The sequence below is a fragment of the Eubacterium album genome (assembly GCF_025336545.1).
Classification (GTDB): Bacteria; Bacillota; Clostridia; order Lachnospirales; family Lachnospiraceae; genus Eubacterium_U; species Eubacterium_U album.
The window spans coordinates 1-15,808 of the sequence record NZ_JAODBU010000007.1 but is presented as its reverse complement, the minus strand read 5'-3'; the positions used below and the strand labels follow the sequence as shown (position 1 = coordinate 15,808).

11 protein-coding genes and 14 tRNA genes are annotated in these 15,808 nt (G+C 30.9%); all 25 read right to left on the bottom strand.

Features of this window, described 5'->3' with window-relative positions; genetic code table 11:
- Positions 1-5 precede the first annotated feature (5 nt).
- The 25 genes from N5B56_RS07675 to N5B56_RS07555 all read right to left on the bottom strand — a co-directional run bounded on the left by N5B56_RS07675 (position 6) and on the right by N5B56_RS07555 (position 15,658).
- The gene (locus N5B56_RS07675; protein WP_022088221.1) at positions 6-614 is read right to left on the bottom strand and encodes an RNA polymerase sigma factor; all 609 of its coding nucleotides are present in this window, start codon (positions 612-614) and stop codon (positions 6-8) included.
- Between the two features lie 26 nt (positions 615-640).
- A complete protein-coding gene (locus tag N5B56_RS07670) occupies positions 641-2,482 on the bottom strand; it encodes an acyltransferase family protein (protein ID WP_260978681.1) in 1,842 nt (613 codons plus the stop codon).
- 237 nt (positions 2,483-2,719) lie between these two features.
- Complete coding sequence (locus N5B56_RS07665; protein WP_022088219.1) at positions 2,720-4,801, bottom strand: hypothetical protein; 2,082 nt, start codon at positions 4,799-4,801, stop codon at positions 2,720-2,722.
- A gap of 174 nt (positions 4,802-4,975) precedes the next feature.
- Positions 4,976-5,055 (bottom strand) — tRNA-Leu (locus tag N5B56_RS07660).
- A 48-nt stretch (positions 5,056-5,103) separates the two neighbouring features.
- A tRNA-Lys gene (locus N5B56_RS07655) sits at positions 5,104-5,176 on the bottom strand.
- Between the two features lie 29 nt (positions 5,177-5,205).
- Positions 5,206-5,277: transfer RNA gene (locus N5B56_RS07650), tRNA-Gln, on the bottom strand.
- 8 nt (positions 5,278-5,285) lie between these two features.
- Positions 5,286-5,359 (bottom strand) — tRNA-His (locus tag N5B56_RS07645).
- A 28-nt stretch (positions 5,360-5,387) separates the two neighbouring features.
- Positions 5,388-5,461, bottom strand: a tRNA-Arg gene (locus tag N5B56_RS07640).
- Positions 5,462-5,539: 78 nt separating this feature from the next.
- Positions 5,540-5,610: transfer RNA gene (locus tag N5B56_RS07635), tRNA-Gly, on the bottom strand.
- A gap of 4 nt (positions 5,611-5,614) precedes the next feature.
- Positions 5,615-5,689, bottom strand: a tRNA-Pro gene (locus tag N5B56_RS07630).
- Positions 5,690-5,819: 130 nt separating this feature from the next.
- Complete coding sequence (locus N5B56_RS07625; protein ID WP_147339825.1) at positions 5,820-6,308, bottom strand: metallophosphoesterase family protein; 489 nt, start codon at positions 6,306-6,308, stop codon at positions 5,820-5,822.
- 41 nt (positions 6,309-6,349) lie between these two features.
- Positions 6,350-6,946, bottom strand: a complete 597-nt coding sequence (locus N5B56_RS07620; protein WP_022089055.1) for an XTP/dITP diphosphatase — start codon at positions 6,944-6,946, stop codon at positions 6,350-6,352.
- Between the two features lie 51 nt (positions 6,947-6,997).
- On the bottom strand, positions 6,998-8,155 hold the full coding sequence (locus N5B56_RS07615; protein WP_022089054.1) for a THUMP domain-containing class I SAM-dependent RNA methyltransferase: 1,158 nt from the start codon (positions 8,153-8,155) through the stop codon (positions 6,998-7,000).
- A gap of 43 nt (positions 8,156-8,198) precedes the next feature.
- A complete protein-coding gene (locus tag N5B56_RS07610; protein ID WP_260978680.1) occupies positions 8,199-9,635 on the bottom strand; it encodes an ArnT family glycosyltransferase in 1,437 nt (478 codons plus the stop codon).
- Positions 9,619-11,172, bottom strand: coding sequence for an NAD(P)/FAD-dependent oxidoreductase (locus N5B56_RS07605; protein ID WP_260978679.1), 1,554 nt, complete (start codon positions 11,170-11,172; stop codon positions 9,619-9,621). Before N5B56_RS07605 ends, N5B56_RS07610 begins: the two co-directional genes overlap by 17 nt.
- Positions 11,173-11,469: 297 nt before the next feature.
- Positions 11,470-11,643, bottom strand: a complete 174-nt coding sequence (locus N5B56_RS07600; protein WP_260978678.1) for a hypothetical protein — start codon at positions 11,641-11,643, stop codon at positions 11,470-11,472.
- 65 nt (positions 11,644-11,708) lie between these two features.
- The gene (locus N5B56_RS07595; protein WP_260978677.1) at positions 11,709-12,983 is read right to left on the bottom strand and encodes a ComEC/Rec2 family competence protein; all 1,275 of its coding nucleotides are present in this window, start codon (positions 12,981-12,983) and stop codon (positions 11,709-11,711) included.
- 355 nt (positions 12,984-13,338) lie between these two features.
- Positions 13,339-13,412, bottom strand: a tRNA-Arg gene (locus N5B56_RS07590).
- A gap of 239 nt (positions 13,413-13,651) precedes the next feature.
- On the bottom strand, positions 13,652-14,920 hold the full coding sequence (locus N5B56_RS07585; protein ID WP_260978676.1) for a GH25 family lysozyme: 1,269 nt from the start codon (positions 14,918-14,920) through the stop codon (positions 13,652-13,654).
- Positions 14,921-15,069: 149 nt separating this feature from the next.
- Positions 15,070-15,153, bottom strand: a tRNA-Leu gene (locus N5B56_RS07580).
- A gap of 22 nt (positions 15,154-15,175) precedes the next feature.
- Positions 15,176-15,248 (bottom strand) — tRNA-Val (locus tag N5B56_RS07575).
- Positions 15,249-15,279: 31 nt separating this feature from the next.
- A tRNA-Ile gene (locus N5B56_RS07570) sits at positions 15,280-15,353 on the bottom strand.
- 5 nt (positions 15,354-15,358) lie between these two features.
- Positions 15,359-15,431: transfer RNA gene (locus tag N5B56_RS07565), tRNA-Thr, on the bottom strand.
- 46 nt (positions 15,432-15,477) lie between these two features.
- Positions 15,478-15,549 (bottom strand) — tRNA-Glu (locus tag N5B56_RS07560).
- 37 nt (positions 15,550-15,586) lie between these two features.
- Positions 15,587-15,658: transfer RNA gene (locus N5B56_RS07555), tRNA-Asn, on the bottom strand.
- Positions 15,659-15,808: the final 150 nt, after the last annotated feature.

Here is a 15,808-nt window from a genome sequence, read left to right as displayed (position 1 = left end):
TCTCCTTAATATATTTCATATCCTTCATTTTCCAAATAGCTCTTTAATTTTCTTCTCATTCTATGCAATAACACTTTTACTGCCGACTCTTTAAGATTAAACCTATCCGCAATTTCTTTTATTTCATCCAAATAAAAATATCTTCGTACAAATATTTGTCTTTTTTGTTTTGGCAGTTTTTCGAGATATTTATTAATTGAATTTTCTAATTCTTTTCTATCCATTTCTTCACTCACATTATTATTCAATAGAATTTCGCACTCATTTAATTCATCTAATGTCTTTTCAATTCTTGAATTAACTCTTTTGCTTGCATTTTCATATTTATATTTATTAATTGCCTGATTTCTTGTTATTTTTCCAATAAACGCTGATAAAATCTCCGGAATTATCGGTGGTATGGAATCCCAAACTTTCAGCCATGTATCATTTATACACTCCTCTGTATCTTTTTCATTTAACAAAATTCTAAAAGCTATTGAATAACAATATTTACCATATTTTTGTTCTATATTTACAATTGCTCTTTCATCCCTTTCAAAAAATTGTTTGATAATAACTTCATCATCCACTATTTCATTTATTTTTTTTTGATTAATTGACGAATTTTTCATTTTAATTTCCTTACTAAAATCTATTTTCAGTTATCCGTATTTATATTATTTAAAATATTATTATATAGCAACGTTGCGTAAGCCTTACACCCCGATTCTGTTAAATGAATTCCATCATTCACAAACCAGTCCTTATGACTTTCTCCATATGTTGACCAATCTATTAAATTCACATTTTTATATTCGTTTACAATGCTTTCAATCATATGATTTGATTCTTCCTGCCACTGCAAATGTTCGCCAAAAACATTTACCCAATATATCTGTCGCTTTGCACCAATAGCTTTAATCAATTCTTTTCCTGTCGAAGAAGAAAATGTTCCATTTGTTCCCAATGCAATAACAACAATATCTCCTAGTTTTCCTTCTCTTTCTAAATTCTTAACAATATCTTTTGCCTGTGATACCTGTCTTGATACTTTTGCATCAATAATTATATTAGGATTTATTTTTTTCACTTCGGCTGATGCTCCTAACAATACAGAATCTCCTATTATTGTAATTTTTTCATTTTTAATTTGCTGCTTTTTTGTTTTTTTCTTTTTTTCATTAGTATAATCTTTATTATTCACTTGTTCATTTTTTAAAGTTACAGGTTCTTGATTATTTGCTATGTCATTATTTTTTTTCTCATAATTGTTTTCATTTTTCATCTCACTTACTACTTTGTTTTCATCAGCTTTTATTAATGTTCTATTCAATACCTTTGACAAGTCACATCTAACAGTCAAAATACACATAATCAAAACTATACATGCAGATAAATAACTCTTAGCTAAATAACTTTTAACAAATTTATTTTTTTTGCCTCTTATTCGATTGGTGTTTAAACGTTTTGTAAAGCAATTTTGAACTATTGCAATACCTAAAATCAACAATATCTGTATTACCCATGATGTGATTCCATAATTTGCCTTATAATATCCAAAGATAAATATAATAGGATACATCCATAAATATATTTCATAACTTATCTTTCCAACAATAGTTAGAGGGCTCTTTTCAATTACTCTACTAAATCCACTGCCAGACATCAGTAAAACAATTAATGCACAAATAACACTATTTACGAACAGTCCTCCTAAATATACATATGCGCTCTGTCCTTCTACAATAAAGTATCCACATATGCATAACACACTTAACATTACTAAAAAAATGTTTTTGGCATATGAAACTATTTTTGACTCGCTATGCTTTAAATTATTTTGTATAATTGCTACAAGCACTCCCATCAAAAGCGAAAACATTCTTGTATCTGTCCCATAATATAATCTTGATACATCATTTTGTGGACTATACAAAACACTCATCCACGCTCCGCCAACTAACACTACTAAAGCAATTATTATTAAAGTTTTCTTTTTAGAAAAGTACTTTTCACTACGTTTTATCATGAAAAACAGTACAGGCCAAACAATATAAAATTGCATTTCTATAGCTATAGCCCATAAATGTGTAAATGGCGACTGGTTACTCATTCTGGCAAAATATGATGCATTTTGTTGAATTTGCCACAAATTATTATATCCTCCAAAAACGCTAATAATTTCACTTGTTTTTCCTTTTAACACTTCCGGTATAAATATCGCTAACATTCCACACACCGAGCATATCATAATTATTAATGGTGGGAAAATTTTCTTTATTCGTTTCATGTAAAATTTTTGAACAGAATATTTTCCATTAGTCACTTCCCATTCTGCCCCTTTATAAATCAAATATCCTGATAAAACAAAAAACATATTGACTCCAAGAAATCCTCCTGGAAATTTGCCTGGTATTAAATGATAAAAAACAACTCCCAGAATTGCGATTCCTCTCATTGCATCTAAACCTTCTATATAATTTTTCTTTTTAGTATTCATTTTTATCCCTTTCTAATTAGTTTTATTATTTTTATCTTATATATCTATAGACACGATAATTTCATATCAGGTTACACTTTTTTTTGAAAAATTATATCTTTTAGTTTTTTTGTGCTAACTAAATAAAAAGCCTCATTAATGTCCCGGCTTCTAATCGTTAGATTTTTTTGTGCTAACTTTTAAAAGTAAGTATACTAATGAGGCTTTTCATTAATTTTTTAATTTCACCACAATCATTTAGTTCCAAAACATTATTAGATTTCTTAAATGACAATATATTCTCATACCTTTTTCATTATCATAATATGTTAATGTGCTCTCAGGTGTAACAGCAATACTTGCTGCAATCGTACTTATAACAGCCCATATCGTACATAATACAAAAACTCGGTATATCCATTTTTTTAGTTGTTCATTCTTCATATTTCCACAAACATAGAACATAACTGCCAATCCCGCCATCATAAACTGCCATGCATAATCACATCCGTATCTTATGGAATAACCATTTTCCCATGTCATTGAAACCATTATTAACGGGAATATAATTCCAGGTATAAGCCATGTCAATGCAAGTTTTATCTTCTCTTTTTTATCAAAATTCTTAGCAAGTTTCGGTGCATATAGAACTGAAAGTATTGGAAGTCCTCTTGCAATCAATCCCATTGTACATGGTGTATCCACAAAATAATACCCATTAAGCTGCATTGAGTCATAATTACCATGTATGAACGGAAATGTTGAATTAATAGTCGGTATAACTAACAATGTATTTACAACAGCAACCATAACCAATTCAATAGTTGATTTTGCCTGAGTAAAATCATTTATTGTTAATGAATATTGAATTCCAAAATCAAAAACACTACCAAATCTTGCATAATTGTACCACATTTGAATTAATCCAAATACAACATAAGGCACACCTGCTGCCAAAACATATTTGATAATCTCTATTGCATTCTTTCCATTTTGCTTATTGTTCTGAATTAATCCATATAAAATCCATATTACACATGCGAAGCACCAAAATACAGCTGTAACTCTTGCAAGAACTGCTAATCCCATAAACAGCGCAGACAAAAACAGGAAACTTTTTTTAATTTTCTTTTTCTGAAAAATTCCACTGTTTATAATAAAGAACATTCCTATCGCTGTAAAGCAAAGTCCTGATGCTGATGCTAATTCGTAAAACTTAGGTCTTACAACATTTAATGTAACTCCACTAATTATCAACGTTGTAAACAATCCCATTATAGTCATCCTAAACGGAATCTTTTTAAACCAGTTTTTTACAACGCTTATATATATTAATGCTATAAAAATCAACGCTATCATACTATAAATGTAAGTCGCTAAGGCCGTAGAAAAATATTTTCCCGTAATCTTATGATATGGCATAAATAACGTTAAAACTGTTGTTATTCCATAATATGAATAATATTTTCCATTATAAAGCAAATGATCCCATTTGTATGATTCTCCCATTGTCGTTCTTTGCGTCCAATCATACGGATTATCCACATCGAGTAACGCCTGCGGAACAGGATCAAGCAATGATACCTGTCCTTTTTCAAACGCATCAACTAATTCCTGATTTATCTGATTCGTCACAACTTCTTCTGTTTTAAACAAATCATCTGTATACATTTTTGCAATAAATGTAAGTGTTAACGCTGATACAACTACTGCAAATATAACTACCGCCTTTTGACTTTTTTTCTTCAGATTCATTCTTCCATCAAGTCCTGGATATTTAGCAAATACATATCCCAAAACCATTATGATAAATATCATAAAAACTCTGATAAAAGAAAATTTAAATGGGATTTTTTCATTTATAGTCAAACCTGTAATTGTATACCTCTGATTTGCTTCAGATTCTATTTTCATGGTAATCGTATATGTTTCACCTGTAAAACTACAAGTAGCATATTTTGTTTCAGGCATAGATTTAACTATATTCATCTTTTTATTGCTATACCTATCTGAGTCTCTATGTGCGCTTTCTGTATATGCGATACTTACATCTGTTTGTTCTTTTCCACCATCAGCAGATTCCATATTAAACTTTATCGTTTTAACATAATCATTTACCGGAAACTTTACTGCTATTTCCTTGTTCGATGCAGTATATACTCCATTACTCTCACTTGCACCTGTAACCTGTGCTTCCGACACTGGAATTGTCCTTTGATTATATTTACCTCCCAACAACGTAAAGCTCTTATAGTTAAACACAAAAATTTCCAATAAAATGCATATAACTAATGTTATTAATCCAAATCTAAGAACCTTGTCTCTAAATTCTTTTTCCACCTTTTTCTCCTCCATATCTATTGGCTTTTCTTATTCTTCGATTCTAATATCCCATGTGAATAGCATAATAAATAATACCATATATCTCCTTTTAATTAAAGGTAGCTTTTTATTTGATTTTTTAGTAATTCTTCAAAAACAAAAAGGATTGTCGCAATCGACAATCCTTTTTCATGCGGGTGACAGGACTTGAACCTGCACGGTCTCCCACCAGAACCTAAATCTGGCGCGTCTGCCAATTCCGCCACACCCGCTAAATCATTTCAAAAAATAACAGGTGTAAGATTTCTTACACCTGTCAGTGAGCCACCGGGGACTCGAACCCCGGACAACTTGATTAAAAGTCAAGTGCTCTACCACCTGAGCTAGTGGCCCATATAATGTTTTACTTGGTTGCCCAATAACTGGGCTAGCTGGATTCGAACCAGCGAATGCAGGAGTCAAAGTCCTGTGCCTTACCGCTTGGCGATAGCCCATTGTGAAAGGTGGCTAGAGGGATTCGAACCCTCGGCCTCCAGAGCCACAATCTGGCGCGCTAACCAACTGCGCTATAGCCACCACAGCATCTGGCTTCTTTCCAGAACAATGTGCCCGAAGGGATTCGAACCCCCGACCCACGGCTTAGAAGGCCGTTGCTCTATCCAGCTGAGCTACGGACACGCACATTCATTAACTTCTAGGTGTTAACCTCTCAGCTTACATAGAGAATCAACTTTCACAAGGCTCTCTAATAAGCAAAGCGGGTGATGGGAATCGAACCCACGTATCTAGCTTGGAAGGCTAGTGTTCTACCATTGAACTACACCCGCGAAGTCGGGGTGACAGGATTCGAACCTGCGACCTCTTGATCCCAAATCAAGCGCTCTAGCCAAGCTGAGCCACACCCCGATTGGTGTTAGTACTTCGCGTCTTCGTTGCTGTTTTGTTCTGTGTTTTTCAGCAGCAACATGATGTATTATATATTATGTATTTCAACTTGTCAACAACTTTTTTAAACTTTTTTTATTTTTTTAATCACTTATTTTTCAAAGTAATTTAGATTGTAAAAAACTTCCCCATTGTCAAGTAATTCCATCAAAATATAACTTGGTTTATGGTTCATCTGTCGCGGTCTTGAAATACTTCCGGGATTTATAACCGTAATGTCATCTCCCTGAATAATTTCCGGAACATGTGTATGTCCATACATCGCAATATCACAACCTTCTTCTAAAGCTGCATATGACAATCTTTCTATTCCCCATTCAACGCCGTAGGCATGTCCATGGGTCGCGAATATCTTATGACATTCTAGCTCAATTGTCAAGTATAATTTATTATTTGTTTCAAAGTCACAATTTCCACGTACAATTTCAACTGGGAAATTGCACATAGAACGTAGTAATTCATCTTCTCCCTGTATATCTCCAAGATGAATTAACATATCAATATCTTTAGATCTTTTTATTACTTCACTTAAATTTCCCATATTTCCATGCGAATCACTTACAACTAATACTCTCTTCATATTAACACCACTTTCAAACACTAACTTTATTCGTTTATCAATTACTGCAATTCTTCCTCAAGTATCTTTTTTACCTGTTCTAAAGCTTTTCCTCTATGACTAATACTATTTTTTAGTTCAGGCTCCATTTCACCTGTTGTCAACCCATATTCAGGCACATAAACTATTGGATCATATCCAAATCCATTTGTTCCTTTTTCCTTATAATCTATTACTCCCTCAATAGTTCCTCGACATGTCCTTATTCTTCCATCAGGAAATGCTACAGCCATTGCACACACAAATCTGGCACTTCTGTCACTTCCCTCTACTCCTTCAAGTCTTCTAATAATGTCGGCATTTTTTTCTGAATAAGGTGTATCTTCCCCTAAATATCTCGCTGAATAAATTCCTGGTTCTCCATTTAAATAATCAACCTCGAGACCTGAGTCATCTGCTAAAGCTATTTTTCCTGTCATTTCCATAATTGTTTTTGCTTTAATTATTGCATTTTCTTCAAATGTACTTCCATCTTCTACAATATCTACATCTAAGCCAATATCCTTTAAAGTTAACAATTTCAAATCAGGATTATTGCACATCATTCCTACTTCTCTTACTTTATTTTGATTTGTTGTTGCAAAAATTATTTCTTTCATTTTTATCTCTCTCCTATCTTTTTTCAAACAAATATTAAAGCATTCCGCCATTTATCGCAAATTTTCCTTCTTTTTAGGCGGTTTTGGTCCCATAAACTGATAAAAATATGTTTTAATCATTCCATTGTATATTTTTCTATTTTTAGTTGCTTTTAACCCCATATATTTTTCAGTATCTTCGTATGACGTTATTACAAATGCAGACCAACTGTCAAGTGCCTTGTACTGTCTACCTAACGCCTGATATATTGGAGGTAATTGTTCTTTTTCTTCTAATCTTTCTCCATAAGGTGGATTTGTTATAATAAACCCATATTTTTTGCTGTGTCTTAATTCACTAACCGGTCTTCTTTGGAAATGAATCAAATGGTCTACACCTGCTAGTTCAGCATTTTTTCGGGCAAATTCTACTACTTCTCCATCTATATCATAGCCTTGAATATCTACTTCTATATCATCATTTATCATATCATTTGCTTCATTTATTGCGTCATACCATAATTTCTTTTCAATAAGATTATCCCAGTTTTCTGCAGTAAATTCTCTATTCATTCCTGGTGCAATATTTGCTGCTATTAACGCTGCCTCTATTGGAAATGTTCCACTTCCACAAAATGGATCAACTAAAATTCTGTCTTTGTTCCAAGGTGTAAGCATTATTAATGCTGCTGCCAAAGTCTCTGAAATAGGTGCTTTAGCCGTATTTTTACGATATCCTCTTTTATGTAAAGAATCACCTGAAGTATCAAGCGCTATAATAGCTTCATCCTTGTAAAAAACAACTCTTAAAGGATACTCATTTCCTGTTTCTGCAAATCTGTTTACTCTATACTTTAATTTCAATTTCTCTACCATAGCCTTTTTTACAATTCTTTGTATATCAGAAGGACTAAATAACTTACTTTTTATAGAGCTTGCCTTTTTCACCCAGAATTTTCCATCCTCAGGTATATACTCTTCCCAATCCATAGCTTTTACGGCTTCAAACAATTCGTCATAAGTTGTCGCCTTAACTCGTCCTACCTGAAGTAACACTCTCTCTGCAGTTCTCAAAAAAACATTTGCCCTACATACAGCTGAAATATCTCCCTCAAATGTGACTCTTCCATCTTCAACTTTAACGATATCATATCCTAAATCCTGAATTTCTCTTTTAAGTACCGCTTCAATTCCAAAATGGCACGGTGCAACAAAATTATATTTTTTCATATGCTATTCCTTTTCTTTTTTATAAATATTAAACATTTTTATATTAATATGGGCTTTCTGCACAAACAATAAATAATATAAAACTACAAATACTTGTGACTATAACGCACAGATTAAACAAAACAGTGGTTATACTCTTTTTTTTGTTATTAGCTTTCATACATTGCTTATTATTTTCCATTAATCCAAGCATCATCATTCCTGATACCAGGGTTATTACTATATATCTAAAGTTCATCGTGCAAATATAAGGATATTTAAAGCAAAATATTATGTAACTTATAAATACACTCCAAAAACTGATTATAAACAAAATCCTTCTATTTATGTTGATTTTTTTATCTACTATTCCTTTCACAGTAGAAACTAATCCCATAATATAAAGAATTGTAGAGCTCCACATCATAAGTATTCCCATTACCCATTCAGGAATTGATTTAATACTTAGAATTCCTTCATCAAACACCATTGTCATCATTGTTTGTCCCCAGATATTATAATATTTATCAGTTTGTGAAATGTCAATTCTATACCCAAATAGTTCATAAATACTTGGCAAACCAATCCTATCAATTAAAGTATGATATCCTAAATACATTTCATCACTTTTTGGATCAAATACATAATTAAACGGTATTCCGTAAAGTACATTATTTCTTATAGCCCAGAACATTCCTAAAGGAACACATATAATCCCGAATAATACAAATTGTATTATCAGTTTTTTTCTCATATTTTTATTTACTATTAATTCGTGTAAAAATACAAAACCTATAGCTGGTGCAATGATACCTGCAGAAGTTTTAGTCATCATTGCAAGTCCCATAGATATTGCAATGCCTATTATATTTTTAAGGGAATGATTTTCACACCAACACAATGTAAAATACATTGCTAAAACACTTAGCATTATCATCAGCATATCATTATTAAGAGTTACCCCTAATATGTAAAAAATAGGACAAAACGAAAAAAATGTTGCTAAAAATACTAAGTTTCTTCCCTTAATTCCAATCTTTTTTGCCATCACAAACAAGAGCATTGTTGTATATATTGCAATCAAAGTAACAAATACTTGTATTACGTCAAATGCAAATATAACGTTTGTTTCGAACATCATTGTAATCCCCATTAAAATTGCCGAAACAATATAAAAAAATGGTGGATGGTAGAATTGAACCATTCCTTCAGGTGAAAAATCCGGCAAATGTTTGTATTGATAAATATATTGTATATATCCTAAGTGTCCATTTTCTATTGTTTTCCAATCAGAAATAAACCCTAAGTCATGTCTAGAAATATTACATGGAACTATAAGGCTATAAATCAATTTTGCAATACTTCCAATCAACAATATTCGCATACATATTTTCTCTATTTCTATTTCTGAAAGTTCATTTAAATTTGTAGTGTATAATTTTTCAAATTTATTTGTTAGTCCATTGCTTTTTGCTATGTTTGTTTTACTTTGTTTCTTCATGATACTCCTGCTCTGTATTAACATTCCAAATATTTGATTTATCTTTGTTTCCATTTAAAATGTTCTTTACTGCTTCAAAAGACGTTACCATAGAATGATCTATATTATTATATCTATGTTGCCCATTTCTACCTACACAATAAAGATTATCTATATTATTAATATACGAAATTAGCGTATCTATTTCGTTATATGTATCAAAATATGCCGGATATGCTTTCTTCACTCTTTCCATATGTGTATCTATAACTTCTTTTTTATCATTTATCAGTCCCATTTTTAACATTTCCGAAACACCAAAATCTGAAAATTCCTTTTCTGTCATATTCCAGAACTTATCCCCTTCTGTAACAAAGTATTCTAATCCAATCCATACTGTATTCTTTAAATCCTTAACCAAATACGGAGACCAATTATTATAAATCTGGAACCTGCCCATCTTTACTCTTCTATCCTGCACATATACCCAACAATCAGGAACAATGTTAGAAACTGTTTTTATTTTTGTTTTATTTTTCAAATTTAATTTTGATACTAACACTCCCAGTGTCATATAATCACGATATGGTAATCCTTTTGCAATTCTTCTTTCATTGTCAGGAACATCATTCATTCCCAAAATTAAATCTTTAACCGGCATAGACGATATGAAATAATCTCCATACATTTCTTTTTCAATTCCGTTTTCCTCATACGTAAGTTTAATTATCCTGTTATCATTATCTTTCCATACTTTTGTTACTTTAGCATTTTTAATGATAATTCCACCTAATTCCTGTATTTTTTCCGCTGTAACATCCCATAATTCACCTGGTCCTAACTTGGGATATTTAAATTCCTCAATTAAAGATGTTTCAACCTGCCTGTTCTTCTTGTTAGCCCTTTTCCCCAAAATATCTTTTATAATTGCAACTACTGACAACCCTTTAACTCTTTGGCTTCCCCACGATGCATCAATTTCACTTGGATGCCTTCCCCAAAGGTTTTCTGTGTAATATTCAAAAAACATTGAATACAATTTTTTCCCAAATCTATTAATATAAAAATTTTCTAAATTATCTTCGGGTCTTTTATGTATCAATGATGCAATATAACTAAAACCTACTTGCATAGTTGTCATAAATCCCATATTCTTTAACGTTTCTATTTTTAATGATACCGGATAATCATAAAATTTATCATCAAAAAATATTCTGGATACCCTATTCCTTGATAGCATTACCTTATCTTCTTTTTCCGGATCCGGTCCATTTTTACAAAGTGTTACATCTCTATCTAAAATCTTGTCATCCATAGATGGTTTTCCCTGCATTGGAAGCATGTTTTCCCACCATTCATTAACTTCCGGTATTTTTGAAAAAAATCTATGACCTCCCATATCCATTCTGTTTCCATTATGCTCTACTGTCCTTGAAATTCCACCAAAACTATCACTCTCTTCAAACACAATTACCTGTATGTCTTTTGATTTAACAATTAACTCATATGCTGCTGTTAATCCTGCCGGGCCTGCCCCTATAATAAGTGCTTTTTTCATTTTATTTTTTCTCCTTCTCTCATAAAAATTAACAATCCTAATTATTGTATCATATTCCAGACCACATATGTAAAATTGTTTATATTCATTATGCATTATATATATTTGCATTAATCATTATTTTTTTGCAGTAAAAGTTCAATATATAAATATTATTATTTTATTTATATAGTTATCTAAATTTATATAAACTAAAAAATAAGCCTTTCATTTCAAACCCTCATAAAAAAGTATAAAAATATAGAGGCATTTTGCCCTTAATTACAAAATACCTCTACTAAAAATTTTTTAATTATATTAGTATTTATCAGAACAATCTTTTTCTGAAGTCGAGTTCTTTGATGTTGAACTCTTTGAAGTTGAGTTTTTTGATGTTGAATTTTTTGATGCAGAATTGTCTGAAATCTTGTTTTCTACATTTGAAGTACTATTTTTTGAATTTGAAAATTCATTCGAATATTTTTTTGACATAATGTCCTCCTAAATTCTTTAATTCATTTTTTGTCACATGGATATTATGCCTCATATATTTTTATTTATTCATTTTTCAAACAATTTTGGCACTTACTATATCCTTGTGCCTCTGCTTCATCTAGTGTGCCATCAAAATATACTTTATTATTCTCACTCACATTTTTTACACTATTGCAATCAGTTTTATGAATTTTTTTAGTATTTTTATTTAATATATAATTTACGCTATTTTCCGAATCATTTGAATCCATATTTATGTCATTCTGATTATCATTTACATTAGATGTTTCAATTTTATTATCCGGATTATTTTCATCTGAATTATTTAATTTTTCTCCAGGCTCCAACTTATTATACGAATCTTTATTAAACTTAATTTCTTTTTTTGAAAATGAAAATTCAATTTCACCCTCAATATCCGTTCTATATATTTTTGCCCCTATTTTATTAAGTTTTTCTAATGTTTTGTATGCCGGATGTCCATATGAATTTCCTTTTCCTGCACTTATTACTGCGTATTTAGGATTGATTTTATTTAAAAATTCGCTTGAACTCGATCCACTACTTCCATGGTGATTTACTATATAAACATCAGAATTTATATCTATTCCATTATTTACAATTTCTTCTTCTGAAACACTAGTTGCATCTCCTGCAACTAAAAAGCTTTTATTGTTATATTTAAACCGTATTCCTACAGAATAGTCATTCACATTGCTATATCCTGATGAATTTGGTGATATTATAGTAAATTCACCTCTTCCTAGTGAATATGTTTCTCCTACAATCGGTTTTATTTGATTTATCTTTTTAGTATCAATAATATTAGTAAATGAATTATATACTCTTGTTGTAGCTGTATATTGCGGATCAATAACATTTTCGACATCAAATACATTCAACACCCCTACCACTCCATTTAAATGATCTGCATCATAATGTGTTGCAATTACATACTTGAAATTTGTAATTTTTTTCTCCTTCAGATAACTTACTACATATGATGACTTATCTGAGTCTCCACCATCTATAAGCATATATTCACCATCTGCTTCAACTAATGTACTACTCCCCTGTCCTACATCCAGTACATATATATTACATTCTCCATCATTTAATGAAATGTTATCATATTCTTCAGTGCTTTCTTCTGATCTATTTTCACTTTTTGAACTATTTAAATCTGTTTCTATATTATAACTAACATTTTGATTTTCATTATTAAAATTTGTATTTTCGATATTTTCACAACCAACGGCCAACATCAATGTTAATACTATACATATTAATAATTTCATTACTTTTTTCTTTATATTCATAGACAAATCTTCTTGCATTTAAAACTCTCCTATTTCTAAGTTCTTATATAAAATTAGCATTAATTAATGTTAATTTTCATTAATCAAAACCATTAAAACATATACCAGCAAAAATTTAGATATTTTCTTATAAAATTTTTCTAATTTATTAATATAAATTTGCAATACTTTATTTCTATTTTTTTAATACAAATATGTAACACTATACTTCTATTTTTTAATACAAATTTATAATACTTTATTTCTATTTTTTTATACAAATTTGTAATACTATTCTTCTATTTTTTATGACTTTGCAATACTATTCTTTTATATCCTATATACTAAATTATGCATAATAAAAAATCCTCTAGATAAATCTAGAGGATTTCAATGTACGTGACAGGATTCGAACCCACGACCTTCTGGTCCGTAGCCAGACGCTCTATCCAGCTGAGCTACACGTACATACAATATCGTTTTACGCGACATTGTGTATTTTACATTAAATTTCATAAGATGTCAATATAATTAACCAATTTTATTATAATTAGTTGAGTTTTTTATTTTTGTGAATTTTTTTATTTTTGTGAGTTTTTTATTTTTGTTTTTATTGTTTTTTATTAAATAATATACTATTTATTAAAATTATACAATTAGCTTATATTCTCTAATCAGTTTAATTAAAAATATGTAAAATTATTAATTTAATTGTCATTTTTACAAATAAAGCTCGCATTTAAGTCTAACGGATAATCACATCCTTTAATTCTACCTTTATCTGAGTATTGCCAAATAAGTACATTTTCTAAATCATAATCTCTAAAATCATTCTTATCATATGTCCATCTTGCAACCCAAAGCCCATATTTTGCCAATTTCTTTGTATATAAGAAATCTCTAAAATAGTTTGCATCGGAATATATTACTGTATTATATCCTGCATCTTCTACTGTCTTGCAAAATGCATCAATAATTTTTGTGTTTTTCTTTTTTAATTTTCGCTTTCTTCTGTAATCATTTTCAAAATCATATGCTATTGGATAATCAATATTATATTTTTTCATTTTCTTAATTACATATTTTGCTTCCTTCTTTGCTTCACGTATGTTATCAGCATAACTATAAAAATATACGCCAATCTCTACTCCATTAGCTTTTGCATTTTTCATATTATATTTAAATTTTTTATCCTTTATTCCACCCTTTTTAGAATCTCCATACCCTATACGAATCATTGCAAAATCAACGCCTGATTTTTTTATTTTTTTCCAATCAATTTTTCCATTGTGATGTGATACATCAATTCCTTTTTCCTGAATAGCCATTCCATAACTATTAGATATTTTACTTGTATATGTTATTCCATCTATATTTTCAAATGCCTTTACTTTGTATTTATATACTAACTTTGCATTTAATTTAGTACTATTATTTAATATGTTATATTCTGTATTTTTATCAATATATTTTCCTTCATTTTCATATACTGTTCCTATTTTATCCCAATTTTTATTATCTGAACTTTTATATACATAATATCCTGACGCATATGGATTAATATCCCAAGTGATACAAATTTCATCACCCTTTCCTGTTTTTGCAGTAACGTTTGTTACTGTCTTTGGATCTCCAACTATTTTCTCCGATTCATCACTTTCTGCAATTTTTTTTGAATACCTATATGAATATATAACGTATCTATATTCTTCACCTGTTTCAACATTTTCATCTAAATATTTATTTCCATAATTTACTGTATCATATTCTTCAAACTTTCCATCCTGATTAGTTCTATAAACTACATACTTTGTCGCATTTCTAACTACATCCCATTTTATTGCTATTCCATTTTCATTATTTTTAGCATAAACAATTTTGTTATTGATTACTTTTGCCTCTGTATTCACATTATTACAAAATATAATTCCCGTCATCAAACATATGCTTGTAACTGCATATAATAATTTTTTCATTATTTTTCCCTCATACCTTCTTTAATTTTTCAGATGTATCTTATACTAATACTAATTATAAACTATTCAACATTAAGCAATATTTTAAGACAATACCTTAAAATATAAACTAATGCATAAAAAAACAAGCAACCTAAGTTGCTTGTCTATGCCGGCGACCGGAATCGAACCGGTACGATATTGCTACCACAGGATTTTAAGTCCTGCGCGTCTGCCAGTTCCGCCACGCCGGCTTCCTCAGGCTTTTCGCCTTGATGGGACCTACAGGGCTCGAACCTGTGACCCCCTGCTTGTAAGGCAGGTGCTCTCCCAGCTGAGCTAAGATCCCTTGCTGTTTTCTTCTTTTCTTTTGAGTTCAATGGACCTGCGGGGACTCGAACCCAGGACCGACCGGTTATGAGCCGGTTGCTCTAACCAACTGAGCTACAGGTCCAAAAAAGCCGATGAACGGACTCGAACCGTTAACCTGCTGATTACAAATCAGCTGCTCTGCCAATTGAGCCACATCGGCATGTCTTTGCTTTCTTGTTTCCTTTTTCTGTTTCTTCTATCTTTAATGACTCCAAGGGGATTTGAACCCCTGTTACCGCCGTGAAAGGGCGGTGTCTTAACCGCTTGACCATGGAGCCTCATTTCTTCTCTGTTTACTTCCTTATACAATAAAAACTCCCCGAGTAGGGCTCGAACCTACAACCCCTCGGTTAACAGCCGAGTGCTCTACCATTGAGCTATCGAGGATTATTTCTTTTTTCTTTTTCTGTTTTGATTATACATTCAAAACTGCACACCAACTAATCTTCCAATCTCTTTCCTTCCTTGGATAACTTTTCCTCAAATTCCTTCCTTATGGTTAAGCCCTCGACCTATTAGTATCAGTCAGCTGCACGT

Bases quoted from the DNA above. Each gene is read 5' to 3' on its own strand.
- N5B56_RS07605 (WP_260978679.1), bottom strand. From the start codon at position 11,172: ATGAAAAAAGCACTTATTATAGGGGCAGGCCCGGCAGGATTAACAGCA.
- N5B56_RS07600 (WP_260978678.1), bottom strand. From the start codon at position 11,643: ATGTCAAAAAAATATTCGAATGAATTTTCAAATTCAAAAAATAGTACT.
- N5B56_RS07620 (WP_022089055.1), bottom strand. From the start codon at position 6,946: ATGAAAGAAATAATTTTTGCAACAACAAATCAAAATAAAGTAAGAGAA.
- N5B56_RS07585 (WP_260978676.1), bottom strand. From the start codon at position 14,920: ATGAAAAAATTATTATATGCAGTTACAAGCATATGTTTGATGACGGGA.
- N5B56_RS07615 (WP_022089054.1), bottom strand. From the start codon at position 8,155: ATGAAAAAATATAATTTTGTTGCACCGTGCCATTTTGGAATTGAAGCG.
- N5B56_RS07670 (WP_260978681.1), bottom strand. From the start codon at position 2,482: ATGAATACTAAAAAGAAAAATTATATAGAAGGTTTAGATGCAATGAGA.
- N5B56_RS07625 (WP_147339825.1), bottom strand. From the start codon at position 6,308: ATGAAGAGAGTATTAGTTGTAAGTGATTCGCATGGAAATATGGGAAAT.
- N5B56_RS07610 (WP_260978680.1), bottom strand. From the start codon at position 9,635: ATGAAGAAACAAAGTAAAACAAACATAGCAAAAAGCAATGGACTAACA.
- N5B56_RS07595 (WP_260978677.1), bottom strand. From the start codon at position 12,983: ATGCAAGAAGATTTGTCTATGAATATAAAGAAAAAAGTAATGAAATTA.
- N5B56_RS07675 (WP_022088221.1), bottom strand. From the start codon at position 614: ATGAAAAATTCGTCAATTAATCAAAAAAAAATAAATGAAATAGTGGAT.